The 23,966-nt window shown below is 66.1% G+C and carries 21 protein-coding genes and 1 tRNA gene; all 22 read right to left on the bottom strand.

Annotated elements, in window-relative coordinates; all coding sequences use genetic code 11:
* Positions 1-246: 246 nt before the first annotated feature.
* The 22 genes from H3H37_RS08720 to H3H37_RS08615 all read right to left on the bottom strand — a co-directional run bounded on the left by H3H37_RS08720 (position 247) and on the right by H3H37_RS08615 (position 23,955).
* On the bottom strand, positions 247-1,338 hold the full coding sequence (locus tag H3H37_RS08720; protein ID WP_182161448.1) for an acyltransferase family protein: 1,092 nt from the start codon (positions 1,336-1,338) through the stop codon (positions 247-249).
* A gap of 23 nt (positions 1,339-1,361) precedes the next feature.
* A complete protein-coding gene (locus H3H37_RS08715) occupies positions 1,362-2,330 on the bottom strand; it encodes a beta-1,6-N-acetylglucosaminyltransferase (protein WP_182161446.1) in 969 nt (322 codons plus the stop codon).
* 40 nt (positions 2,331-2,370) lie between these two features.
* A complete protein-coding gene (locus H3H37_RS08710) occupies positions 2,371-3,930 on the bottom strand; it encodes a lipopolysaccharide biosynthesis protein (RefSeq protein ID WP_182161444.1) in 1,560 nt (519 codons plus the stop codon).
* Positions 3,923-5,548 carry a hypothetical protein gene (locus H3H37_RS08705; RefSeq protein ID WP_182161442.1) on the bottom strand — a complete coding sequence of 542 codons (1,626 nt, stop codon included), beginning with the start codon at positions 5,546-5,548 and terminating at the stop codon, positions 3,923-3,925. The genes H3H37_RS08710 and H3H37_RS08705 overlap by 8 nt, the downstream gene beginning before the upstream one ends.
* Positions 5,549-5,561: 13 nt before the next feature.
* Positions 5,562-6,248 (bottom strand): exosortase-associated protein EpsI, B-type, encoded by a 687-nt coding sequence (gene epsI, locus H3H37_RS08700; RefSeq protein WP_182161440.1) that lies wholly within the window; start codon positions 6,246-6,248, stop codon positions 5,562-5,564.
* On the bottom strand, positions 6,245-7,162 hold the full coding sequence (xrtB, locus tag H3H37_RS08695; protein WP_182161438.1) for an exosortase B: 918 nt from the start codon (positions 7,160-7,162) through the stop codon (positions 6,245-6,247). Before xrtB ends, epsI begins: the two co-directional genes overlap by 4 nt.
* The gene (gene epsG / locus H3H37_RS08690) at positions 7,162-8,043 is read right to left on the bottom strand and encodes a chain length determinant protein tyrosine kinase EpsG (RefSeq protein WP_229218737.1); all 882 of its coding nucleotides are present in this window, start codon (positions 8,041-8,043) and stop codon (positions 7,162-7,164) included. Before epsG ends, xrtB begins: the two co-directional genes overlap by 1 nt.
* Positions 8,044-8,068: 25 nt before the next feature.
* Positions 8,069-9,472: a chain length determinant protein EpsF gene (gene epsF, locus H3H37_RS08685; RefSeq protein WP_182161434.1), complete on the bottom strand. Its 1,404-nt coding sequence runs from the start codon at positions 9,470-9,472 to the stop codon at positions 8,069-8,071.
* A gap of 46 nt (positions 9,473-9,518) precedes the next feature.
* Positions 9,519-10,307 (bottom strand): polysaccharide export protein EpsE, encoded by a 789-nt coding sequence (gene epsE, locus H3H37_RS08680; RefSeq protein ID WP_182161644.1) that lies wholly within the window; start codon positions 10,305-10,307, stop codon positions 9,519-9,521.
* A 115-nt stretch (positions 10,308-10,422) separates the two neighbouring features.
* Positions 10,423-11,370, bottom strand: coding sequence for an EpsD family peptidyl-prolyl cis-trans isomerase (locus tag H3H37_RS08675; protein ID WP_182161432.1), 948 nt, complete (start codon positions 11,368-11,370; stop codon positions 10,423-10,425).
* 251 nt (positions 11,371-11,621) lie between these two features.
* Positions 11,622-13,004, bottom strand: a complete 1,383-nt coding sequence (locus H3H37_RS08670; RefSeq protein WP_182161430.1) for an undecaprenyl-phosphate glucose phosphotransferase — start codon at positions 13,002-13,004, stop codon at positions 11,622-11,624.
* Positions 13,005-13,012: 8 nt separating this feature from the next.
* A complete protein-coding gene (gene epsL / locus H3H37_RS08665) occupies positions 13,013-14,242 on the bottom strand; it encodes an XrtB/PEP-CTERM-associated polysaccharide biosynthesis outer membrane protein EpsL (RefSeq protein WP_182161428.1) in 1,230 nt (409 codons plus the stop codon).
* Between the two features lie 46 nt (positions 14,243-14,288).
* Entirely contained in the window at positions 14,289-14,951 is a 663-nt protein-coding gene (locus tag H3H37_RS08660; protein ID WP_182161426.1) for a CAAX prenyl protease-related protein, read from the bottom strand.
* Between the two features lie 157 nt (positions 14,952-15,108).
* Positions 15,109-17,055, bottom strand: a complete 1,947-nt coding sequence (locus H3H37_RS08655; protein WP_182161424.1) for an ATP-binding cassette domain-containing protein — start codon at positions 17,053-17,055, stop codon at positions 15,109-15,111.
* Positions 17,056-17,198: 143 nt separating this feature from the next.
* Positions 17,199-17,273, bottom strand: a tRNA-Arg gene (locus H3H37_RS08650).
* Between the two features lie 22 nt (positions 17,274-17,295).
* A complete protein-coding gene (locus H3H37_RS08645) occupies positions 17,296-18,402 on the bottom strand; it encodes a hypothetical protein (protein ID WP_182161422.1) in 1,107 nt (368 codons plus the stop codon).
* Positions 18,402-19,871 carry an MBOAT family O-acyltransferase gene (locus H3H37_RS08640; RefSeq protein ID WP_182161420.1) on the bottom strand — a complete coding sequence of 490 codons (1,470 nt, stop codon included), beginning with the start codon at positions 19,869-19,871 and terminating at the stop codon, positions 18,402-18,404. The genes H3H37_RS08645 and H3H37_RS08640 overlap by 1 nt, the downstream gene beginning before the upstream one ends.
* A 187-nt stretch (positions 19,872-20,058) precedes the next feature.
* Positions 20,059-20,790, bottom strand: a complete 732-nt coding sequence (locus tag H3H37_RS08635) for a PEP_CTERM-anchored TLD domain-containing protein (RefSeq protein ID WP_182161418.1) — start codon at positions 20,788-20,790, stop codon at positions 20,059-20,061.
* Positions 20,791-20,926: 136 nt separating this feature from the next.
* Complete coding sequence (locus tag H3H37_RS08630) at positions 20,927-21,316, bottom strand: RidA family protein (RefSeq protein ID WP_182161642.1); 390 nt, start codon at positions 21,314-21,316, stop codon at positions 20,927-20,929.
* 63 nt (positions 21,317-21,379) lie between these two features.
* Entirely contained in the window at positions 21,380-22,576 is a 1,197-nt protein-coding gene (locus H3H37_RS08625) for an acyl-CoA dehydrogenase family protein (protein WP_182161416.1), read from the bottom strand.
* A 2-nt stretch (positions 22,577-22,578) separates the two neighbouring features.
* Positions 22,579-23,433: an enoyl-CoA hydratase family protein gene (locus H3H37_RS08620; RefSeq protein ID WP_182161414.1), complete on the bottom strand. Its 855-nt coding sequence runs from the start codon at positions 23,431-23,433 to the stop codon at positions 22,579-22,581.
* A 21-nt stretch (positions 23,434-23,454) separates the two neighbouring features.
* Positions 23,455-23,955, bottom strand: a complete 501-nt coding sequence (locus H3H37_RS08615) for a MarR family winged helix-turn-helix transcriptional regulator (protein ID WP_229218736.1) — start codon at positions 23,953-23,955, stop codon at positions 23,455-23,457.
* Between the last annotated feature and the right edge of the window lie 11 nt (positions 23,956-23,966).

Here is a 23,966-nt window from a genome sequence, read left to right as displayed (position 1 = left end):
ACAGAGAATGGACTTTGGGAGCGTGAGCCCACCCGGCATTTGCAACAAATTCGGTTCTGCGGATTACGGGTGCATGATGGCCATGAACAGACCATAAACGCACAGATCATTATACACAGTTGCAGTTCGAAAATAAGGCTTCGAGATCAAATTTATTACCACATGGCATTAATAATAGTCAATTTAGCTATAATCAAGCATCAATGGTGGGCCGATCATTTTTCCCTATAGCCGAACAGGCATCAGTCAGCGCTGGCTGCCGGCGGCCCGCCCCTCGGCCACCGCGCCACCGCCCTGCACCAGCCTGGCCGTCAGCGCGCGCCGCAGCGGGATGTCGAGGCGCTTTTCTATCCATACCGACAACATCACCACCAGCGCCGTCAGCACCAGTCCGCCCAGCGGGGCCGGCAGGCGGCCCAGCACCCCGTGCAGTAATTGCGCCACCGGGCGGTGCATCACGTACAGCGGATAACTGGCCGCGCCCAACACCATCAGGGCCTGCGTCAGCCCGCCCGTGGTGGCCGGACGCTGCGCCCCCACCAGCACGCACAGTGGGAACACCAGCACGATGGCCGCCATGTCCAGCCACGGGTCGAGCGCGCCGGCGCCCGGCGAAGCGAGCACGGCGGCCACGGCCACGATCGCCACCCAGGGCGACAGCCGTCCGCGCAGCCGTTGCAAAAACGCCTCATGTGATTGATATAGCAACAAACCGAAGAAGAAGCCGAACAAGGCGCGCGCCAGTCCACCGGCCATGGACCACAGGCCCCAGTCGTAACCAAAATCAAGATTGCCTTGACGATAGCCGACGCCGGCCACCACGATGCTGCTGCAAATCAACATGACGATGTTGCCGCGCCGCGACATCAGGGGCCGCACGGCGCCGTACAGGAAGTTGGCCGCCAGCTCGAAGAACAGCGACCAGTACGGGCCGTTGACGGGGAACAGGGCCGTGCTGGCGCCCATGTGGGCCGGCAGGAACAGCGCGTGCAGCAGCATGGCCACGGCCAGTTGCGCCAGCAAGCCATAGTCGGGCACGTCCTGGTGCACGATCTTGACGGCCCACAGCGCGCCGCACAGCAAGAGCGACAGCAGGAACACCGGATACAGGCGGATCAGCCGGATCAGCACGAAACGGCGCCAGGCCAGCGCGCCCGTGGCCAGGCGCCGATCGTAGGCGTGGGCGATCACGAAGCCGCTCAGGATGAAGAAGATGTCGACCGCCAGGTAGCTGCGGTAGACGGGGAAATTCCACAGCGTGCTGGTGTGCCGCATCAGCACGAAGATGGCGGCGATGCCGCGTATGCCATCCAGAAATTCAAAACGTTTTGGCAACATAGCGCTGTCCTTGGGGGCGTGGCTCAGGCCACGCTGCCGCGCGGCACAGCCGGCACAGCCGGCACGGCCGGTGCATCACGCAGCGCATCGATCTGGTCGAGCACGCTGGCCGAGCGGCGTTCATCGAATTTGCGGGCGAAGAATTTGCCCGATGCCTGCATGGGCGCGAAGTCGTCGGCCCCCAGGATGGCCGGGTCCTCGCGCGCCGGGTTCCAGTCGATGTAGTGCAGCGAGGCCTTGTTCTCGTTCTTCATCTCGCCCGGACGGCGGCTCGCGATGTCGCGCTCGTAGTAGCGCAGCGTGTGGCGCAGCGGCGAATTGAGCACGATGGTCTGGAAGAAGATCTCGTCGCAGCAGTTGACCGACTTGAAGAAGGCCGTGTAGGCGCGCGCCTGCGGGCCGGCCAGGAAGGCTTGCACATGGTCGATCACGGGGCCGGCCAGGCACCACGAGGTCGAGCCGCGGTACGGCGTCATGCCGTCGACGAAGCGGCGCGCGGGCAGCCAGCCGCTGATGGTGCGCACCGCGCGGTTGGCGGCGCGCCGCAGGAAACGCGTGGGCAGGCGCGCATACCAGTCGTAGTAGCAGTAAGTGCGCACCTTGTGCACGAAATCGGTGCCGTCGACCAGCGGGTAGAAATTCATGTAGCTGGTGCCGGCGCCGGCCGCCAGGAAGGCCCGCAACTCGGCGTCGGGCCGGATCGGATAGTCGCGCCCGCTCAGGAACAGGTAGTAATCGAAGGGGCCGTGCGCATGGGCCAGCGCGATCAGCGACAGCATGGCCTGCACTTGCGAATAGCCGCCCCAGTTGACCTTGACGGGCGCGGCCACCCAGCGCACCGGGACGTCGCCGGCCGCGGCGCGGAACGGCGCCGGGTCGTGCTTGGCGTCGATATGGGCGAAACAGGCCGCGTCGGGGCCGGCGACGGCGTGCAGCAGGCGGCCGAACAGGGCCGGCTGGTCGTGCGCGAGGATCAGGTAAGCGATACGCATGGTCTCTCCAAAGACGGCAAGTGGCCGGGAACCGGCCCCTTCAGACGGGGGCCACGTATTTGAACAGGCGCGCCAGGCGCGGCGAGATCTGCTCGATCTCCAGCAGCTCGGCGCGGCGGAACAGGCGCGCCTGGCGCAGCGCGGCCAGGAAGGCCACGCTGGCGGCGGCCAGGGACAGCGTCACGCCCACGTGGCCGTCGCCGCCGGCCAGCACCAGGCGCGCCATCAGCAAGGCCGCGCCCATGGGCAGCGCCAGGCGCCAGAACGAGCGCAGGCCCAGGTCGTGTTCGAGCATGGGCTCGGCGCTGACCCAGCGCAGCCAGCCATACACCAGCACATAGGGCAACGCGCTGACCACGATCAGGGCCGGCGTGTTGCGCCCGGCGGCGGCCAGGCCGATGGCGCCGTAGCAGATGGCGGCCGCCCACACCCAAATCTTGTTGTGGTGGGCGATGCGGCCCAGCGGGTTCAGCCCCACCCACAGCGCCTCGCCCACCGTCATGGCGCCCAGCTGCACCAGCAGCAGGCCGGCCACCAGGCCTTCGCGGCCGTAGCGGCCGTTGGTGACCCAGTCGATCAGCGGTTCGCCGCAGCCCAGCAGCACGGCCAGCGCGAACGCCAGGATCACGAAGTTCAGCCGCATCAGCATCGACACGGTCAGCTGCACCCGGCCGATGTCACGCCGCAGCGCGTAATCGCTGGCCAGGGCCGGCTCCAGCATGCCCTTCATCATGAAGATGGGCATGAACTGGTAGGCGCGGTCGGCGATGGTCTGGAAGAAGCCGAACGAGGCCGTCACGACGGGCGTGGCGATGGCGCCCACGATCAGCTTGAGCACGCCGCCGCGGAATGGCAGGCTCAGCATGTAGGTCAGTTGCGTGCTCAGGCTGTCGACCAGCAGTTCGCGCCAGGTGAAGCCGAACGCCCACGGCCGGCCGTGCGCCAGCGTGGCCCCCTGGCGCCGGCGCCGGTATTCGCCCAGCAGCAGCGCCAGCATGGCCGCCGCCAGCGCCAGCTCGGTGGCCACCAGCACCGTGCCCACGGCCACGGCCGTGAGCGCGCCCGACCACCACAGCAAGGCCACGCACAGCACCATGCGGCCGGTGGTCATGGCCGTCAGCATCAGCGCCTGGCGGCCCTGCAGGCCGACGCTGTTGCAGAAGATGGCCAGCGAATCGGTGCAGCCGACGGCCACCGCGTACCACAGGTAATGCCACGGCAGGCGCCGCACTTCGGCGTCGATCTGGGCCGGCAGCACCAGGGCGCCGAACGCGCCGAACAGGGCCACCAGCAGCAGGATGGCGGCCTGGCGCGTCACCAGCAGGCCCAGCATGAAGGTCAGCAGCTCGCGCCACTGGCCGCGCTCGCGCAGCGGCGGCACGAAGCGGTACACGGTGCGGTCCATGCCGAACTGGGTGGCCAGCACCAGAATGCCGTTGGCGGCCGTGAGGATGGTGTAGGACACGTAGTCGGCCACGGACAGGTGGCGCACCAGCAGGAACTGGAAGATGAGGGCCACGGCGGCGCTCAGTATCCTTGCCACCGCGAACCATTTTGCCTGCCGGACTACACGTGCCGCCTGGTAGGGATTGTCATCCATGGACGGGTCGCGCCAAACGTACCACCGCCGGCCGGGCGCCGCGCAGGGCCGGCCGGCCGGCCACCGGCGCCGTGCGGGCCGGCGCGGCGACCGCGGCCGGGCTGTAGCGGCTGAGCTGGATCACGCAGCCCAGGCACAGCACGAAGAACAGTTCCGCACCGGGGTCGTCCATCAGGGTACGGTTGTAGATGGTCAGGCTGAGGAACATGATCAGGCTGGCCACGCTCGCTTCGAGCATCGCTTGCTGGGCCGGGTCGCCGCGCCCCGAGACCAGCAGGCGCCAGCCGGCCCGCAAGCCGAACAGCAGGATGGCCAGGTAGGCGAACGTGCCGATCAGGCCCACGTCCCACAGCAGCACGGCCATCGTGGTGACGTCCACGTGCAGCGGGGCGAAGCGCTTGTACAGCGGTCCCATGCCCAGCCCGGAGCTGGACTTGATGGCGCCGGGGCCATAACCGATCAGGCGGGTCGGGATGCTGGCCAGCCGGTCGCCGGCCCAGATCGCCAGCGAGGCGCCCCGCCCCACTTCACCGGTCTCGTAATTGACGCTGCGCGGATCGAAGAAGTAGCCGCCGCCCGCCTCCAGCTTGGCGCTCACGCCCTTGTGCTTGTCGATCAGCTTGCCCCAGTACAGCGCGTCATACGTCAGGTAGATGGTGGTGCACAGGGCGGCGCCGAGGATGGAATAGACGACGAACGACATCACGTTCTTCATCACGCGCTGGCGCAGCACGAAGCACGAAGCCAGCGGCAGCCAGATGAAGGCCGCCTTCACCTCGCCGAGCAGGATGATGGCCAGGCCGATGGCGCAGATGAAGGCCATCATCTTGCGGCCCATCAGGCCCTTGTCCCAGCGCGCCATGGCGTAGGCCATGATGCCGATCACGAACATCACCATGATGGCGCTGTTGCCGCCGCCGTCGGGGTTGCCGCCAAAGGTGCCGACCACGGCATCGTGCGAGGCCTGGGTGCGCCGGGTGGAGACGAAGAAGTGCTGGTAGAACACCACCGGCAGCTGCACCAGCATCACGCCGACCATGATGGTCCAGATGCGCTGCAGCCGCTGCGGTTGCCAGTACATCCAGGCCAGCGCCAGCAACACCCCGAACATGGGCAGGGTGGACTTGATGGCCACCACGAGCTGGGCCAGCTTGGCGCGGTTCAGCAGCGCGCTGACGAAGAAGCACACGACGAACAGCAGCAGCGCCACCAGCGCGCCGCTGTCGGCGCGCCCGATCACGGGCTTGGCCTGGTCGCGCCGGCTGAAGGTCATGTCCATCATGGCGCGCATCAGGAAGATCACGGCCAGGCCCACCACCACCCACGGCGCCTGGCGGTTGCGCAGGAAGTACACGGCCATGCCCTGGATCACGAAGGTGAGCACCAGCATGGCTTGCAGCATCTGGTAGGAATCGAGCAGGATGAAGAACAGCAGCACGAAGATGCTGCCGCCCAGTATGGTGAGCAGCACGGGCGAGCTGAGGCCGATCACGGCCCCCAGCAACAGCGCCAGCAGCATCATGGCCGCCAGCAGCACCCAGGTGATGGCGCGCGGCGCACGCGTGCGCTCGAAATAGCCTTCCGCGGCGCGGGTCTTGCGTTTGAAACGGGCGAACATCGACACTCCTCGCTCAGGCATCGATGGTGCCGATCAGGCGCGCGCGCACGCGCGCATCGACCGATTGCAGCATCGCGCGGACGAAGGCGTCCTGCAGCCGGTAGGCGGCCGCCGTGTCGGTGTCCAGCGTCGACACGCGCACCAGCATGCCGTCGGGGATGACGCCGGTCAGGCCATAGCGCAACTGGGTCAGCTTCTGGTCGATGCCGGGCTTGATGACCTTGTCGCCGATGGTGATCCAGTAGGTGATCGGTTCATTGCGCTCGCCGGCCACGGCCATCAGGCGCTTGACGAACAACTGGCCGTAACCACTGTCGACGCGGGCCGTGGCGTCGGCCTGGATCTGGAAGCCCTGGGCCACGTAGCACACTTCCGGCTTGTGCAAGCCCAGCCCTTCGCTCTGGTCGCCGCCATAGGCGATCGACAGCATGATGCGCTGGCCGTCGCTGTTGACGTAGGTGCGCGCCAGGGTCTGGTTGTACAGCTTGTTGAGCTTGCGCTCGAGCTCGGGGTCGACCTTGAGCGGCACGATCTGGCGGTCCACCTGCCAGTCGCCGAACGCGACCGGGATGGCCGTCTCAAGGTTGAACTTGGCTTCCGAATCGGCCAGCTTGACGGTGGGCGTGACCACCTTGGTCAGCCCGGCCGACGAGATCATCAGCGCACCCAGCACGACGCTGGCGGCGAAGGACTTGTTCATGGTTTTCCTCCCACGGCCGTCACGGCCGGCCGCCGGCGCCGCTTGTCGAGCCACTGGATCAGGGTATCGAGGCTCAGGATCAGCACCAGCGCCGTCATGAACAGCACCATGCCGGCGAAACCGTGCAGGAAGCCCTGGCCGACGGCGTCGCCGAAGTAATAGGTAATCAGGCACAGCACCATCACCCGCGTCACGTTGGCCGTAAACGAGATCGGGATGATCAGGAAGGCCAGCGTGATGTTGCGGAACGCCGACGGGTGGCGCACCAGGTTCAGGTAGAACAGGCCCAGCGCTTCCAGCGTGAGCAGGGTCTGCAGGCCGGCGCAGGCGTCGGCCACCAGCAGCTGGTACTGGCCGATCTGCAGGATCACGCCGCTGCGGGCGATCGGATAGCCGGCCAGGTACAGCAAGTGTTCGGTCACGTACGACACCGCCATCTTCATCGGCATGGTGACCATGCTCACGAACGGCCCCGGCAACGGCACCAGGAACAGCATGAAGAAGAACGGGAACCACAGGATGGCCAGCGCGCGCGCGCCGCGCTTGAGCAGCAGGATGGCGGCCAGCATGGTGATGAACGACAGCAGTTCAAACGAGGTGATGTCCTGCGAGCGCCCCACCACGTACAGCAGCAGCGAGAACAGGGCCAGCGCCCAGCCCGCGTACGGGGCCAGCCGGCCGCCGCGCGGGGCGGCCGCGGCCGCCGGCCACAGGCGCGCGGCCAGCCACAGCGACAGCGCCAGGATGATGGGGCCGTGCGCCTGCTCCTCGGTGGCCCACATGCCCGTGATCAGGCCGTAGAAGGTGGGCACGTAGAGCACCGCGAAGCCGATGGCGATCGGCCACAGGTCCGGCAAGGCGGCGCGCCAGCCCTGCACGGGCGGCGCCGACAGCGGCACGGTCGAACGGTCCATCAGTGGTCAACCAGCACGGTGCCGACGATCTGCGCGCCGCTCTGGGCGATGCGGTCGCTGAGGGCGGCGATGTCGTTGTAGCGCGAACGGTTCTTGCGCACCACGATGATCACGCCGCCGGCGCGGGCCACCAGCGGCAAGGCGTCGGCACCGGTGGCGAACGGCGGCGCGTCGTACAGCACCACGTCGTAGCGCTGTTCAAGGTCGGCGCTCAGGTTGCGGAAGGTGTCGCGGCCCAGCAGTTCCTGCGGGTTGGGCGGCAGCGTGCCCGAGGGCAGCACCGACAGCGCCACGAACGAATCGATGCGCGACACGGCTTCCTGGCCGGCGCGGCCGGCCAGGATGTCCGACAGGCCCAGGCCGTTGCCCAGGTCGAAAATCTGCTGCTGGCTGGGCGCGCGCAGGTTGCCGTCCACCAGCAGGGTCTGTTCGCCCAGCTGCGAGAACACCACGGCCAGGTTGGCGGCGAAGATGCTGCCGCCGTCTTCTTCATCGAGGCTGACCACGGCCAGCGCCTTGCGGCCCTGGGTGAACCAGCGCAGCATGAGCTGGCTGCGCACGGCGCGCAGCGCTTCCACTTGCGGCGTGAACGGCTGGTAGGCGGCCACCAACTTGGGCGAGAACTTGCTCTCCCCTTCCAGCAGATACGGGTAGTCGAACTGACGCGCCAGCACTTGCTGGATGTCGGCGTCCGTGATCAGGCCCAGCTTGATGGCGGCCTCGCCGAAGCGGATGCCCAGCTCCTTTTGCATGCGCAGCACGCGCTCGGCGTTCTCCGGGGTGATCTTGCCCATTTCCAGCAGCACGCTGCCGATGCTCGCATGTTCGCCGCTGGCGCTGGCGCGCTCGGCGCCGGTGGGGGCCGGGCTCAGGGTATGCATAGGTACACTCATGATGGTTGCTCTCTTAGTTTAAGCGCAGGCGGCTGGGCATGGACGAACGCAGCCAGCCCTTGCGCGGGCGTTGCGACGCCTTCCAGTCGATTTCGCCCAGCAGGGGCAAGTCCAGCGAGGCCAGGTCGGCATCGGTGCGCACGCGGCGGTCCAGCATCTCGGCCAGGATGGCGAACGCCACGCCCAGCAAGCCGCCCAGCACCACCGACAGCGCGATGTTGAGCGCGATCTTGGGGCTGGACGCGTCCACCGGCGGCACGGCCGGGTTCAGGATCATCACGTCCGAGGTTTCGGACGACGATTCGATCTTGGTCTGGGCGAAGCGCTGGGCAGTCACGTCGTAGGCGCGCTGGGCGCTCTCGACATCCTTGGACAGCACGTTCAGCTCGTCGCGCCCGCGGTTCAGTTCCAGCAGCTTGGCGCGCTGTTCGGTGAACGCTTCGCGAATGGCGGCCTCACGCTGCTGCAGGATGCGGGCATTATTGCCCACGCTTTGCGAGGTCAGCGCCAGCTGGGTGTTCAGATCGCGCTGCAGCTTTTCCACTTCCGCCTTGGCGCTCTGGTATTGCGGGTGGTTGCGGTCCAGGCGCTGGGCCACTTCGGCCAGCTTCGCTTCCGCGTTGCCCAGGTTGATCTTGAGGTTCTGGATCAGGGCGTTGGAGGCCACGTCGGGCGATTCGGCGCCGTCGCTGTGGGCCATGCGCTGGCGCGACTGCGCCTCCATCACCTGGCCCTGGGCCGCCACCAGCTGGGCCGACAGGTCGTTCAGGCGGTTGGTCTCGACGTCGAGCCGGTTGTCGACGCTGACGATGCCATGCTCCTGCTGGTACTTGGACAGGCGGCTCTGGGCCGTTTCCAGGTTGTCGCGCAGGGTCTTCATCTGCTCGTCGAAATAGCTGGACGCCTTCTTCAGCGGATCGACCTTGAGCTGGATGCTCACGCGCTGGTATTCCTCGGCGAAGGCATTGGCCACGGCCGCCACGAACTGCGGGTCGGCGCCCTTGAAGATGATGTCGACCACGCTGCTTTCGCGGGCCGGCGCCACGTCCAGCTTGCGCAGCAGCAGGTCGGCCAGCCAGTCGCGCACGCTGCCCTTGCCTTCGGTGGCGCGGTTGAACTCCTCCAGCACGGCCGGACTCTGGGCCAGCTTGAGCTGGTCGACCACGCGCAGCGCCACGTTCTTGCTGCTGATGATGTCGACCTGGGTGGCCATGTAGCCGGGCAGCAGCTGGCCGGGCAAGGTCATGCCCGTCAGCGGGTCGGTGCCCTTGGTGTTCATCACCACGGTGCTGGTGGCGGTGTAGGTCTTGGGCAGGAACAGGCTCACCAGCACGGTGGCCACCACCGTCACGAAGAACGTGACCAGGATGATGCGCATGCGCGCACGCAGGATCAGCAGAAACAATGAGGCATTCATATCGAAACTTTCATATCGTCGGGGAGGGCCGCCGGCGCGCGGCGGCTTAGAACAGGGCTTCCTTCACATACACCACGTCGTCCACCTGCACGATGTCGTCTTGCTTGGCGTCGATGATCTGCAGCTTGCCGTTGGCGTCGCGGCGCTTGATGCGCATGCCGCGCTCGGTGCCGCGGGCCGTCAGGCCGCCGCCCATCGACAGCGCCTGCAGCACCGTGGTGGAGCGCTCCAGGCGGAACGTGCCGGGACGCTGGACTTCGCCGTAGATGTAGAAGCGCGGCGCCCGTTCCACGTAGATGATGTCGTTGCCGACCAGGTCCAGGTCCTTGGAGAAGTCGGCCGCGCGCACCATGGCGTCCAGGTCCAGCGTCTCCTTGATGGTCTTGCCGTCGCGGCGGCGGATCAGGCTGATCGTGTCGCCGCCGTCAGGGGCGATGCCGCCGGCCTGGGCCAGCAGGTCAACCACGGTGCGCTTGCCTTCCAGCGGGTAGCGGCCCGGGCGGTTCACCTGGCCCAGCACCGAGATCAGCTGGCTTTGCAGCGAGGTGACGATGATGTTGACCTGGGCCTTTTTCAGGAAACCGCCGCCTTCCAGCAGCGAGGACAGCTTCTTCTCGGCGCCCGACACCGACAGGCCGCCCACGGGCACCGTGCCCACCAGCGGGAAGGTGATGTTGCCCTCCTCGCTCACGCGCGTCTCCAGCCCCAGGTCGGGGTTGCCGTACACGGAAACCTTGATCACGTCACCGGCGCCCAGCAGCACCTCGGCCGCGCCGGCCGTCGTCATCAACAAGGCGCACAGCGCCGCCATCATCCAAGTGGTCCATCGTTTCATCATAGTTGCCAAATTCCATACAGAGTTGCGGTTGCGGGCCAGGCCCGGCTCATTCGGCTGCGCCCCGGCTAGTGGCGCGGCGGTGCGCCGCGCCACGGGCCGGGACGCACCGTGCTTACTTCAGGCCGGCCACGCCGCGTTCGGTGGCCGCGTCCGTCTTGACCGGCGCTGCCGCTGCTGCGGCCGGGGCCGGCTTCTCGGCGCCGTTCAGGTATTCGATCTTGGCCGCCGCGCGCAGGCGGGCCAGTTCGGCGTCGGCCGCATCCTTGTTCTTCTTGTTGAACAGGAATTGCTCGATCTGGGGCGAGGCCACGTCCAGCGTCACGGGTGCGTCGCGCACTTCGGCGATCGTCACCAGCAGCGCGTGGTCGCCCTCGTTGATGATGAACAGCTGGCCCTTGGGCATGGACAGCAGCTTGGTCGCCAGTTCGGCCGGCAGGTCGGAGGTGGCGCGCGCCACCTGGCTGCGGGTGAACTTGACCTTGTGGCTGTCAAGCCAGCCGCCCACGTCCTCCAGCGTCTTGGCGCTGTCCATCACGTTCTTCAGGTCCTGGTTCATGTCGGTGGCCGGCACCACCAGCTCGTTCATGACCAGCACCTTGCGGTTGCTGAAGAAGATGGGATTTTTCTCGAAGTAGTCGGCCACTTCCTGCTTGGTGGGACGGGCCGGGGTGCCGATGCGCTTTTGCATGTAGGCCTGGGCCACGATCAGGGCCTTGGCCCGCTCGATCGCCTGCACCACCTTGGGATCACGGTCGGTCTTGTCCTTGACGGCCTCATTCTGCAGCAGCTGGCGGTCGATCAGCGCTTCCAGCAATTGCTTGCGGGCCTTGTCCTGCTGGGCCGGCTGCACCCCCGAGCGCTGCATTTCCTCGTTCAGCTGCAACAGCGTGATTTCCTCGCCGTTGACGCTGGCCAGGGCCTGCCCCGTCTTTTTCTCTTCCTTGTTGCCACAGGCGGACAGGCTGGCCGCGACGGCCAGCGCCACGCCCAGCTGCAGCAAGCGCTGGCGCGCGTTGCCCCGTTTGCTCTCGCTCGAGCCTGCAAGATCAGAATAGTTCAAGATTTTTTCCTCTTTGGATACATTTTTTCAAGCGGCCGGGCTGACACACGGCACCGGCCCACCGCACGCGACTACCAATTGTTCAATCCTACCCTGTCTACGGTAACTGGAGCGCAGGCCTGCCCCAGGTTTTTTTGCGTGGGCAGTATGGGACCTGTCCACGCGCTTGTCAATAAAGCAAACAAGTTATCGTGAATACTATACCAGCCGCAGCTATTATTTCCATAAGGAAACGTCCGCGGCGGCGCCGCTCAGAACGCGTTGTCGCGTTTGAGCACCACTTTCACCGTGCGCAGGATGATCCAGATGTCCAGCCACAGCGACCAGTTGCGCAGGTAGTCGAGGTCGTAGCGGATCCGCGCCTCCATCTTGTCCAGCGTCTCGGTCTCGCCCCGGAAGCCGTTGACCTGGGCCCAGCCCGTGATGCCGGGCTTGGCCTTGTGGCGCAGCATGTAGCCCTTGATCAGCTTGCGGTATTGCTCGTTGTGGGCCACCGCGTGCGGGCGCGGCCCGACGATGCTCATGCGCCCCTGCAGTACGTTGATGAACTGGGGCAGCTCGTCGAGCGAACTCTTGCGCAGGAACGCACCCACCTTGGTCACCCGCTGGTCGTTCTTGGTGGCCTGCACCACGTTGGCGCCATCCTCGGCCACCGTCATGGAACGGAACTTGTAGACGATGATCTCCTCGCCATACAGGCCGTAGCGGCGCTGGCGGAAGATCACCGGGCCGGGCGAGGTGCACTTGACGGCCAGCGCGATCACCAGCATCAGCGGCAGCAGCGCGATCTGGATCAGCGTGCCCAGCACGATGTCGCTGGCGCGCTTGATCATGCTGTTAAAGCCGGTGAACGGCGTCTCGCAGATGGCGATCACAGGCATGCCGCCCACGTTGTCGAAGCGGGCCTGCATCAGGTCGAACACATAGATATCGGGCAGGAAGTAGACCGAGGCCGTGGTGTCCTGCAGTTCGTCGAGCAGCTTGCGGATGCGCGGCTGGGCCGAGATCGGCTGGCTGATGAAGATCATCTTCACATGGTTGGCGCGCACGTAGGCCGCGATGTCGGCCATGCGGCCCAGCATCGGGTGCTGCATCTCGTGCGGCCAGCGGTCCTCGGTGCGGTCGTCGAAAAAGCCGTGCACCCGCATGAACAGGTTGGGATGGCGCTCGATGGTGCGGGCGAACTTCAGGCCCACGTCGTTGGCGCCGACGATGATCACCGAGCGCACCTCGCTGGCCTTGGCCGGGTCCGAGCCGAGCACGCGCGCGGCCAGGTGGCTGGTCAGCAGCACGAACGGCGTGGCCACGAACCAAGACAACACCACGGTCTGGTCATAATGGTAGGCCAGGCCGCTGATCGAGCCGAGGAACACCAGGATCAGGGCCGTGACCACCCAGCCCACCACGATGTCGCGCGAATAGGCCAGCATGCGTCCGCTGCGCCAGGTGCGGTACGGGTCCACATGCTGGTACACGGACGAGGAGACAAAAAACGCCAACACCATCAGCACCAGCGAATACCCGGTGAAGGGCTCCGCATAAATCATCGAGAACAGGTACAGGGTACCCATGATGATGAGTGGATCGAGGATGCGCTGAAAAAAGGAAATTAAGGGTATATCGTTTACGGTCATGGCTTGCTTCAGAACTGCCCCGTCGCACCGAACGAGATCCCCTTGGCGGTGTAGCTGCCGGTGCCGATGTAGGCGCTGCCAGTGCGCTGGTCACGGAACACGCTGGTATTCAGTTGCACATAGTTCAGCGGGGTATAGGTCAGGCCCATGGAGGCGAAATTGCCGGTGTCGGTCGGCGAGCCGAGCAACACGACCGGGCTGACGGTGCTGAAATCGCGCTTCTCGTGGCGCACGGTGGCGTCGGCCTTGAGCTTGGCGCTGATGTCCCAGCCCGCGCCCACGCTGACACCCTTGTTCAGGCTGCTGCTGACGAGCGTGCTTTCCACGGCCGCGTACTCGCGCCACACGCTGGCGTTGAACTTGAGCTTGCCCAGCGGCAGCCAGTAGGCCGTGATCCGGCCGTTCAGGCCGCTGGAATTGTGGTCGGTGAAGAAGGCGTGCTCACGGCGGGCCCAGCCGGCCAGCACCTGCACCTGGGTCACGCCGCTGGCGACCCAGAAGATGTTGGCCTTCAGTTCATCCTGCTTGTAGCCATAGTCGAGCACGCTGCCGTCGATCAGCAGCGGCTTGTTCGGGTAGCTGCCGCGCAGGTGGCGCCCCAGCACGCCGAAGCGGCTGCCGCTCGACGCCAGGTAGTCCACGCCCAGCTCGCTGGAATCCTCGGTGCGGTCGATGTAGCGCTGGCTGGCCAGGTCATACGAATAGCGCGTGGTGGACACGCCGGCGTGCACCTGCCAGCTCGGGTGGAAACGCCAGTTGCCGTCGGCGTATTCGCGGCGCGTGGTGCGCAGGTTGCGGTCGCCGCTGTGGTAGTCGGTAAACGGGGTCAGCACCTGGCCATAGCTGGCGCCGATGTGGCCGGAGAAGTCACGCGCCAGGTACCATTCCCACTCGGCCTGGAAATCCTTGCCGTTGTAGTTGAGCTGGTCGTAATGGTCGAACGTCACGCGCGACACCTTGGCCTGGCCCGTGAAGCGCTGGCGGCCGACGGGACGCTCGAACAGCAGGCCGGCCTGCAACTGGGTCAGCGAATCGGAACGGCTGCCGGCCGGGCCGGGCACGCCATCGGGCAAGCGCAGCAGGTTGTCCTCGTAGCTGTAGAGCACGGAGACGAACGGATGGATGGTGTCGCTCAGGGCTGCCTGAGCCTGCCCCGCCAGCGCGGCGCCGATCAGGGCGGCGAGCGGCGCGACGACGAGGGGGGAACGGGTGCGGGAGAGGGGCGATGAACTAGGCATGGGCGTCTTCTTCTTTTGTGAAATATCAAACTGCTATTTATCAATATTACCAGTAAGTCCAGTGGCCCGTAGAAATAATCCAGCCACCCAGCAAGCCGTTGGTCACGCCATGGGCGAGGATGGGCGACCACAAGCTGCCGCTGCGCAAGTACAGCAAGCCGTACACGGCGCCGGCAACCATGCCGGCCAGCCACAGATTATGTTCGAAGCCGAATAATACCACTGTGACAACAAATGACCGCAATCCCAATTGTGCGGGGGCGACCCGCAGGAATTGGGGGGCGACGATCCAGCGCATCAGGTACGAGCGCCAGAACAATTCTTCCATCACGGGCACCACCAGTGCCGCGCCCGCGATGCGCACCGCCACCAGCAGCCAGTCTATCTTGCCGTTGGTCACGGGATCAAATCCCGCGCCCTCACCCAGCGTCATCCAGCCGGCATTGAGGTTAATCCACAACACCAGTACCACCACTCCTGCCAGCACGGCCGTGAGGGCGGCGCGCCAGTCGAGCCGGACCGGCCGCAATTCCTCGTAGCGGGACCAGCAGGCCAGCAGCAGGGCCAGCACGACGGCGATCTTGACCGGATAGAGCCAGCGCAGCGGCGCCGCGTCCACGCCCAGGCGGGTCAGCCCGTCGGCGATGGCAATGAAGGCGAGGTAGGTGACAAAGGGCAGTACCCGGGGCCAGGTCTGGCGCTCAAACATGGCGGCCCCGGCGGCGCAGGGCGCCGGCGGGCGGCGGGCAAGTAAGGGGGGTGGGCATGCGTTTTCCTGACTGGGAAAAAACGGCCGCCGGCGGGCGGCCACAACATGCCTATGTTACAACATTTTGCATGGCCTGACGAGCCAGCAAGTGACGATCTCAGCCACGCGTGACGGCTTCGATCGCTTCCCAGCGCTCCAGCGCGGCCAGCAACTCTTCCTCGATCTGCTCCATGCGGCCGTTGACGCGCTTGGCCTCGGCCGCGTTCTTCTTGTAGAAATCGGGGTCCGACAGTTGCAGCGCCAGCGCCGTCTGCTCGTCCTCCAGGCTGGCGATCAGCTTGGGCAATTCCTCCAGTTCGCGCTGCTCCTTGAAGCTGAGCTTGCGCGGCTTGGCGGCCGGGGCGGCAGCCGGGGCGGCCGGCGCGGCCGGCTCGGCCTTGCTGTCGGCCTTGCTGTCGGCCTTGCTGTCGGCCTTGGCTGCGCCCTTGGCCGGCGCCGGGGCCGGGGCCGGCGTGCGTACCCGTTCCCAGTCCGTATAGCCGCCCACGAATTCGCGCCAGCGGCCCTCCCCTTCGGCCACGACGACCTGGGTCACCACGTTGTCGAGGAAGGTGCGGTCGTGGCTGACGAGGAACACGGTGCCCGTGTAATCTTCCAGCAACTCCTCCAGCAGCTCCAGGGTGTCGATGTCGAGGTCGTTGGTCGGTTCGTCCAGCACCAGGCAGTTGGCCGGCTTGGCGAACAGGCGCGCCAGCAGCAGGCGGTTGCGCTCGCCGCCGGACAGCGACTTGACGGGCGAACGGGCGCGCTCGGGCGCGAACAGGAAGTCGCCCAGGTAGCTCATCACGTGCTTGCGCTGGCCGTTGATCTCGACCCAGTCGCTGCCGGGCGCGATGGTGTCCATCAGGCTGGCTTCCTCGTTGAGCTGGGCCCGCATCTGGTCGAAGTACGCCACCTGCAGCTTGGTGCCCAGGCGCACGGTGCCGGCGTCGGCCGCCTCCTCGCCCAGGATGATCTTGAGCAGCGTGGTCTTGCCGGCGCCGTTGGGGCCGATCAGGCCCACCTTGTCGCCGCGCAGGATGGTGGCGCTGAAGTCCTTGATCACCACCTTCTCGCCATAGGTCTTGGAAATGTTCTCCAGCTCGGCGACGATCTTGCCCGAGCGCTCGCCGGCCGACACGTCCAGCCGCACCTGGCCCTGCTGTTCGCGGCGCGCGGCCCGTTGCAAGCGCAGCGCCTCGAGACGGCGCACGCGGCCCTCGTCGCGCACGCGGCGCGCCTTGACGCCCTTGCGTATCCACACTTCCTCCTGGGCCAGGAACTTGTCGAACTTGGCGTTCTCCACTTCCTCGATCTCCAGCTGCTCGGCCTTGCGCACCTGGTAGGCGCTGAAGTTGCCCGGGTAGGACAGCAGCCGGCCCCGGTCGAGTTCGATGATGCGGGTCGCCACGTTGTCGAGGAAGGAGCGGTCGTGGGTGATGAACAGCACGCTGCCCTTGAAGTCGCGCAGCAAGCCTTCCAGCCACAGGATGGAGGTGAAGTCCAGGTGGTTGGTCGGCTCGTCGAGCAGCAGCACGTCCGGCGCCGACACCAGCGCGCGCGCCAGCGCCACCCGCTTCTGCATGCCGCCCGAGAGCGTCTTCATCAGCATCTCGCCCGGCAGGTTGAGCTTGCCCAGCGTGGTGGCCACCTTGGTCGGCAGGCTCCACGCGTCGGCCGCGTCGAGCTTGACCTGGATGTCATGCATGCGCTCCATCAGCGCCTCGTCGTCGCCCTGGCCGAACTGGCCGGTGAGCGCGTCGTATTCCTTGAGCAGGTCCTGCAGGTCGCCCATGCCGGCCGCCACCGCCTCGGACACCGTCATCTCCGGATCGAACACCGGTTCCTGCTCGACGTAGGCGACCTTCAGGCCCTGCTGCATCACCAGCAAGCCATCATCGAGCTTGAAGCGGCCCGAAATGATTTTCAACAGCGACGATTTGCCGGTGCCGTTGCGCCCGATCAGGCCCACGCGCTCGCCCGTTTCCAGGGAAAATTCCGCGTGATCGAGTAGCGCGACGTGGCCGAACGCCAGTTGCGCCGAGGATAAGGAGATGACTGCCATAATGAATGAGGAGGTGTCCGGGACGGCGCCCGTCAGGGGCGGCAGGCCGCGGGATGGATGAAAGAAGCACGCATTGTACCGATAGTTGCGCGCGGCGGGCTGAATCCTGGCCGATGCCAGGGTGATTGCGGGCCGCCCCCATCTGGTGTCACCAACAGGAATCGAACCTGTATCAGAGTCTTAGGAGGACCCCATTCTATCCGTTGAACTATGGTGACACACGTCGCGCGCGACGCCGCATCATAGCGCGTTTGCGCCCACAAAGGAAGACGCCGCCCGGGCGGCCGGCGCCGGTGGCGCCAGCAACGGCAGCAGCTGCTGCGCGGCCAGGTGGTGCGCCACGGCGTTCCAGTGGCCGTCCATCGGCAGGAAATCGACGCGCTCGTGCACCTCGGCCCAGTGCTGGCTGAATACGGGCTGGGTATCGACGACGGCGAAGCCGCTGCGGCGCGCCGCGGCGATGAACAATTCGCGGTCCTGCCCCGGCCACAGGTGGGCGCCGGCGCGGCCCGCATACATGGCCTTGCGGTTGCCATCGACGAGGAAGATGAAACGCACGCCGGCCCGGTCGCCGAGCTGGTGCAACTGGTCCAGGTAGTACTGCAACGCCACGGCGCGGGCGCCCAGGCCGCCGTCCTTGCCGCCCTCCCCGGCGCCGGCGGACGCGGTCGCGGCCGCAGGTACTGGCGCCGGCGCGGCCCACTGGCCCTGCACCCAGTCGCGCAGCTTCAGGTTGTAATAGACGTAGCGCACCAGCGCCGAGCGCAGCGCCAGTTGCTTGGCCTGGGCCTCGCGGTAGGGATGGTGCTCCATGACGGGACCGGCCGGCGTCAGCACGAAGCCGCTGTGGCCGCGGCCGGGCGCATCGAGCAGGCCGCCCACGTCCGTCTCCTCGACGAACAGCACCACGTTGGCCGGATGGATGCGTGGCACATAGTAGCGCGCCAGTTCCAGCGAATCGGCCAGGCCGTTGCCGGACGCGGAAGCGGCGAACACGCCGCCGCCCAGCATGCGGTCGAGGTTGCCCTGCACGGTCTGCGGGTAGTCCAGCATCAGGCTTTCGATGAAGCTGTCGCCGATCACCAGCACCTTGGCGTGGTCCTGGAAATCGGCCGAATTGTTGAAGCCCTGGGCGTTGGTGCGGCCCTGGCGGGCGTTGTCGAGCGCCCAGCCGAACGAATACGTGTAGGGCAAGCGCGGCAGATAGCGGCTGAAGCGCTGCTCGCCACCCGTGGACTCGACCCGCAAGCCCGACACCACCGGCAGGCAGCGGCACAGCAATTCGAGCGCCAGCGCCACCGCCAGCACGCCCAGCCCCATCCCGCCCAAGATGCGTAGTATCTTCATCAGAAATTAAAATACAGGAATTCGGACACGCCGCGCGTTTCGCTCACGGCCAGCAACAACAGGCACAGCAGCAGCAAGCCGCCCAGCAGCGCGCCACCGGCCATGCCGTTCAGGCGCGCCTCCTGGCGGGTCAGCAGGCCGCGCCCCAGCACCTGGTACACATTGGGCAGGCCGAAGGCGATGGCGCCGCACGCCAGCAGCCAGCCCAGGCAGGCGTGCACGTTCATGATGCGGTTCACCCCCAGCAGCGCGCCCGGCACCTGCGCCAGCCCGGCGCCGGCGAACATGGCGTGCACGATGGACCAGGCGGCGGCGACGGTCGGGGCGCGGAAGAACACCCACCCCACCACCACGGCCAGGAAGGTGGCCAGCCAGCCCAGGCAACGCAACGGCAGGCCGCCGCGCTCGCCCAGCATGTGGCGCAAGCCGTGGTTGACGATCAGGTAGCTGCCATGCAGCGCGCCCCACACCACAAAGGTCCAGTTGGCGCCATGCCACAGCCCGCCCAGCAGCATGGTGAGCAGCAGGTTGACGTAGCGCTTGACGCCGCCATGGCGGTTGCCGCCCAGCGGAATGTAGAGGTAATCGCGCAGGAAGCTGGACAGCGTGATGTGCCAGCGGCGCCAGAAATCGATGATGGACAAGGCCCGGTACGGCGAATTGAAATTGATCGGCAGGATGATGCCGAACATGTACGACAGGCCGTAGGCCATGTCGGAATAGGCGGAAAAATCGAAGTACAGCTGGAAGGTGTACGCCAGCGCGCCGGACCAGGCTTCCAGCACCGTCAACTGGGCATAGCCGGCGTCGAACACCGGCCCCACATAGCGCGCCACGCCATCGGCCAGGATCACTTTCTTGAACAGGCCGACCGTGAAGATCAGCAAGCCCAGCGCCAGCCGGCCGCGCGAGAAGCGGTGCGACTCGGGCTGGTCGAACTGCGGCATCATGTCCCGGTGGTGAATGATGGGACCGGCGATCAGGTGCGGAAAATAGGTGACGAACAGGCCGTAGTTCTCGGGCTTGTATTCACGCACCTTGCCGGCGTGGCAATCGACCAGGTAGGCGATCTGGGTGAACGTGAAAAACGAGATGCCGATCGGCAGCCGGATGCCCAGCGGCGCATGGGCGGTGCCCGTCAGCAGGCTCAGGTTGGACAGCAGGAAGTCGGCATACTTGAAGAACACCAGCAGCGACAGGTTGAACGCCAGGCCACACAGCAGCCACCGTTTGGCCGCCCGCGGATCATGTGCATGCCGGCCAGAAATCAGCTTGCCCAGCGCGTAGTTGCAGCAGACCGACAGCGCCAGCACGGGAAAGAACGACACATCCCAGTAACAGTAAAACGCGACCGAGGCCAGGAACAGGGCCACGATGGAAGCGCGCAGCGAGAAACGGGAGCACAGGAAATAGGCCAGCAAGGCCAGCGGCAGAAAGAGCGCAAAAAACGAATAGGTGTTGAATAACACGCTGAAATCTCACCCTGGAAAACGGACTGGCAGCAACACAGCCCGTACTGCGAGCCGCAAACTTGCATTCTACAACCATCGTTAGCCTAAAGGTAATTTTTCTTGCTTTTTAACCTATATTCTTCTTTAAACGCAACAGTCATGCGGGTGCGGCCTTGTGCCTGCCGCCCCGCGTCCGGCACCCGCCTCAGTCGCGCCGTGGCGTGCGCTGTCCGCGCGCGCGCAGCAAGGCCATGGTGGCCAGGCCCAGCAGCACCAGCAGATAGGCGCGCGGCTCCGGCACGGGCGAAATGGTGTACACCTCGATGGCGCCGAAGGTGATGTTGGGACGGACGAACGCCGAACCGTCCAGCACGCTGGCGTTGAAGTTGCTGGTCGCCGGGTCGATGTAGGAGTACAGGCTGGAATAGCCGCCCGTGGTCAGGTTGCCCGGCACGTACAGGTCGTAGCCGGTGCCGAAGGTGGGACCGTAGCCAGCCTTGTTGTAGGTCTGGTAGGCGCCGATGGTATCCATCGCGTAGCTCTTGGGCGTCTGGCGGAAGATGGTGCCATTGGTCAGGTTGAACAGGAAAGCCGTGCGTTGCGCGTTCTCCGTAGTCATGTTGTAACTGCCGCTCGAATTCCAGCTCTGCGGGTTATAGCCGCCGATCACCCAGGTCTGCCCCTTCTCGTTGGTGGCCTGCATGATGGAGAAGGTGCGGCCCTTGCCGTCGGCAGCGTGGTGGAAGTTGAGTGACGTGTCGCCGGCCGCCTTGGTATAGACGTTGGTGAAAGCCAACGATCCCTCGCCCAGCCACGCGGCCAACTGATGCTGCTCGGCCGGGCCGAGCAGGGTCGTCGCGGCGGATGCGGAAACACTCAAACCGCACAACAACGCTGCCAGCAAGGCGGCAGCACCCTTATTCAGATTTGTTCCCATGATTCCCTCAACGCAGATGGCCAATACAACAATGTCTCTTTTGAAAGACAAATATAACATATTGTCGTTGAGAGTTTATCTTTTTATATTACCTATCAAAAACTAACGTTTCATGGGGAAATGATAGTAGTGCCACTCAGGGCAGCACCGCCGTCACCTCGATCTCGACCCTGGCCCGGTCCTCGACCAAGCCCGCCACCTGCACGGCCGTCATGGCCGGATAGTGCGCGCCCATGATCTCGCGGTACGCCGCGCCGATGGCAGGCCAGGCCGCCACGTACTCGCGTTTGTCCAGCACATACCAGGTCATGCGCACGATGTGCTCGGGCCGCGCGCCGGCTTCGGCCAGCACTTCCACGATATTGTGCAAGGCCTGCCGGGTCTGGCCGGCGAAATCGTCGGTGTGGAACACGCCCTGGCTGTCCCACCCTATCATGCCGCTCACGTACACCGTGGTGCCGCGCGCGGCCACCCCGTTGGCATAGCCACGCGGGCGCACCCAGCCCGGCGGCTGCAGGATTTTCATCTGTTCACTCATGTTGTTTCCTCATGTTGCTTGATTCATTGTGCTTGATTCATGTGGCTTGATTCACGTTGCAGCACCACGCTCGGGCGGATGGACGGGCGGCGCGGCCCGCAGCAGTTCGCGTGCGATGATCAGTTGCTGCACTTCCGTCGCGCCCTCGTAGATGCGCAACGCGCGGATTTCGCGGTACAAGCGCTCGACCGGCTGCTCGCTGACCACGCCCAGGCCGCCGAACAACTGCACGGCGCCGTCGATGACCTGCTGCGCCGTCTCGGTGGCCGTCAGCTTGGCCATGGCCGCCTCCTTGGTCACATTGCGGCCCTGGTCGCGCTGCCACGCAGCCCGGTAGGTCAGCAGCGCCGCCGCGTCGATGCCGGTCGCCATCTGCGCCAGCCGCGCCTGCGTGAGCTGGAAGTCCGCCAGCACCTGGCCGAACATCTGGCGTCCCGTGGCGCGCACCAGCGCCTCGTCCAGCGCGCGCCGCGCGAAGCCCAGCGCAGCCGCCGCCACCGAGGTGCGGAACACGTCCAGCGTGGCCATGGCCACCTTGAAGCCCTGCCCCGCTGCGCCGATGCGCTGGCTGGCCGGCACCCGGCAGCCCGTGAAGGTCAAGCGCGCCAGCGGATGGGGCGCGATCACGTTGATGCGCTCCGCGATCGCGAAACCGGGCAAGCCGGCGTCGACGATGAAGGCGCTGATGCCGCGCGCGCCCGGCTGCTCGCCCGTGCGCGCGAACACCACGTAAAAGTCAGCGATGCCGCCATTCGAGATCCAGGTCTTTTCGCCGTCGAGCACATAATAATCGCCATCGCGCACGGCCGCGCACGCGAGGGAGGCCACGTCGGAGCCGGCCTGCGGCTCCGATAGCGCGAAGGCGGCGATGGCCGTGCCGCTGGCCACGCGCGGCAGATAGGCGGCGCGCTGGTCGGCGCTGCCAAACAGGGAAATGGCGCCCGAACCAAGGCCCTGCATGGCGAACGCGAAATCGGCCAGGCCGCTGTGGCGCGCCAGCGTTTCGCGGATCAGGCACAAGGCGCGCGTATCGAGCGCGTCGCCATGCCCGCCCCACTCCTTGCCGCCCACGGCGTGCCGCAGCCAGCCAGCCGCGCCCAGTTGCGCGACGAGGTGGCGGCAGGCCGCATCCACATCGCCATGGTGGCCATCGACGATGTTGGCGGCGGCCCAGGCGTCCAGCGACCGCGCCAGTTCCGCATGGTGCGGCGCCAGGAAGGGCCAGTCCAGGTAACTCTTGTCGGCCATGCTCAATCCCCCTCGAACGCCGGTTTTTGCCTGGCCACGAAGGCGTGGTAGGCGCGGTGGAAATCGTTGGTGGCCATGCAGATGGCCTGGGCCTGGGCTTCCGCCTCGATCGCCTCGTCCACGCCCATGTTCCACTCCTGCTGCAGCATCTTCTTGGTCATGCCGTGGGCAAAAGTCGGGCCATCGGCCAGGCTGTGCGCCAGCGCCTGCGCGGCGCCGGCCAGCGCGTCCGGCTCGTGCAGGCTGTTGAAGAAGCCCCAGCGCTCCCCTTCCGTGCCGGACATGGAACGGCCCGTGTACAGCAGTTCGGCCGCGCGGCCCTGGCCAATCACGCGCGGCAGCAGCGCGCACGCGCCCATGTCGCAGCCGGCCAGGCCCACGCGCGTGAACAGGAACGCCGTCTTGCTGCGCGCCGTGCCCAGGCGCAGGTCCGAGGCCAGCGCCAGGATGGCGCCGGCGCCGGCGCAGATGCCGTCCACGGCCGCCACCACCGGCTGCGGGCAGGCGCGCATGGCCTTCACCAGGTCGCCCGTCATGCGCGTGAACGCCAGCAGGCCAGGCATGTCCAGCTTGGTCAGCGGGCCGATGATGTCGTGCACGTCGCCGCCGGAGCAGAAGTTCTCGCCGGCGCCCGTCACGACGATGGCTTTGACGTCCTGGGCGTAGGCCAGCGCGCGGAACAGGTCGCGCAATTCGGCGTAGGAATCGAAGGTGAGCGGGTTCTTGCGCTCGGGCCGGTTCAGGGTGACGGTGGCCACGCCATCGGCCACGGTGAACAGGAAATGGCTGGCCTGGTAGCTAGCCAGCGCGCTGACGTTGCCGGGCAGGTGCTGCGCTTCGCCGGGGAGGTATCGCATAGGTTGTCCTTATTAATGTCCCTATTTCGGGACGGAGGCATTCAGGTGGCGCTTCATCTGCGACAACAGGTCGATCAACTGGGCCTTGTCGGCGCTGGACATGTCCTGCAGCAATTCGGCGATCCATTGTTCGTGCACCACCGCGATGGTGGCGAAGGTGCGGCGGCCGGCGGCCGTCAGCTTGACGCTGTAGGCGCGGCCATCCTTGGGGTCGGGCACGCGCACCACCAGCTTTTCCTGCTCCAGCTGGTCGGTGATGCCGGTGACATTGCCCCCCGTGACCATCATGCGCTTGGACAGCTCGCCCATGCGCAGGCCTTCCGGAAAACGCTCCAGCTGCGCCATCAGGTCAAAGCGCGGCAAGGTGATGCCGAAGGTGGTGCGCAGCCGGCCGCGGATCTCGCTTTCGATACGCATCGTGCAGGAGAGCATGCGCAGCCACAGCTTGAGCGACTGGTGGTGGTCGTCCGTGAGTCGGCTGGCCAGGTCCAGCACCGGCGCGGTTTCATCATGCTCCGGCATGGCCGGAAGAT

The sequence above is a fragment of the Rugamonas brunnea genome, assembly GCF_014042345.1.
Classification (GTDB): domain Bacteria; phylum Pseudomonadota; class Gammaproteobacteria; order Burkholderiales; family Burkholderiaceae_D; genus Rugamonas; species Rugamonas brunnea.
Note: the sequence above shows the minus strand (reverse complement) of the source record. Positions and strands in the feature narration are given on the sequence as shown.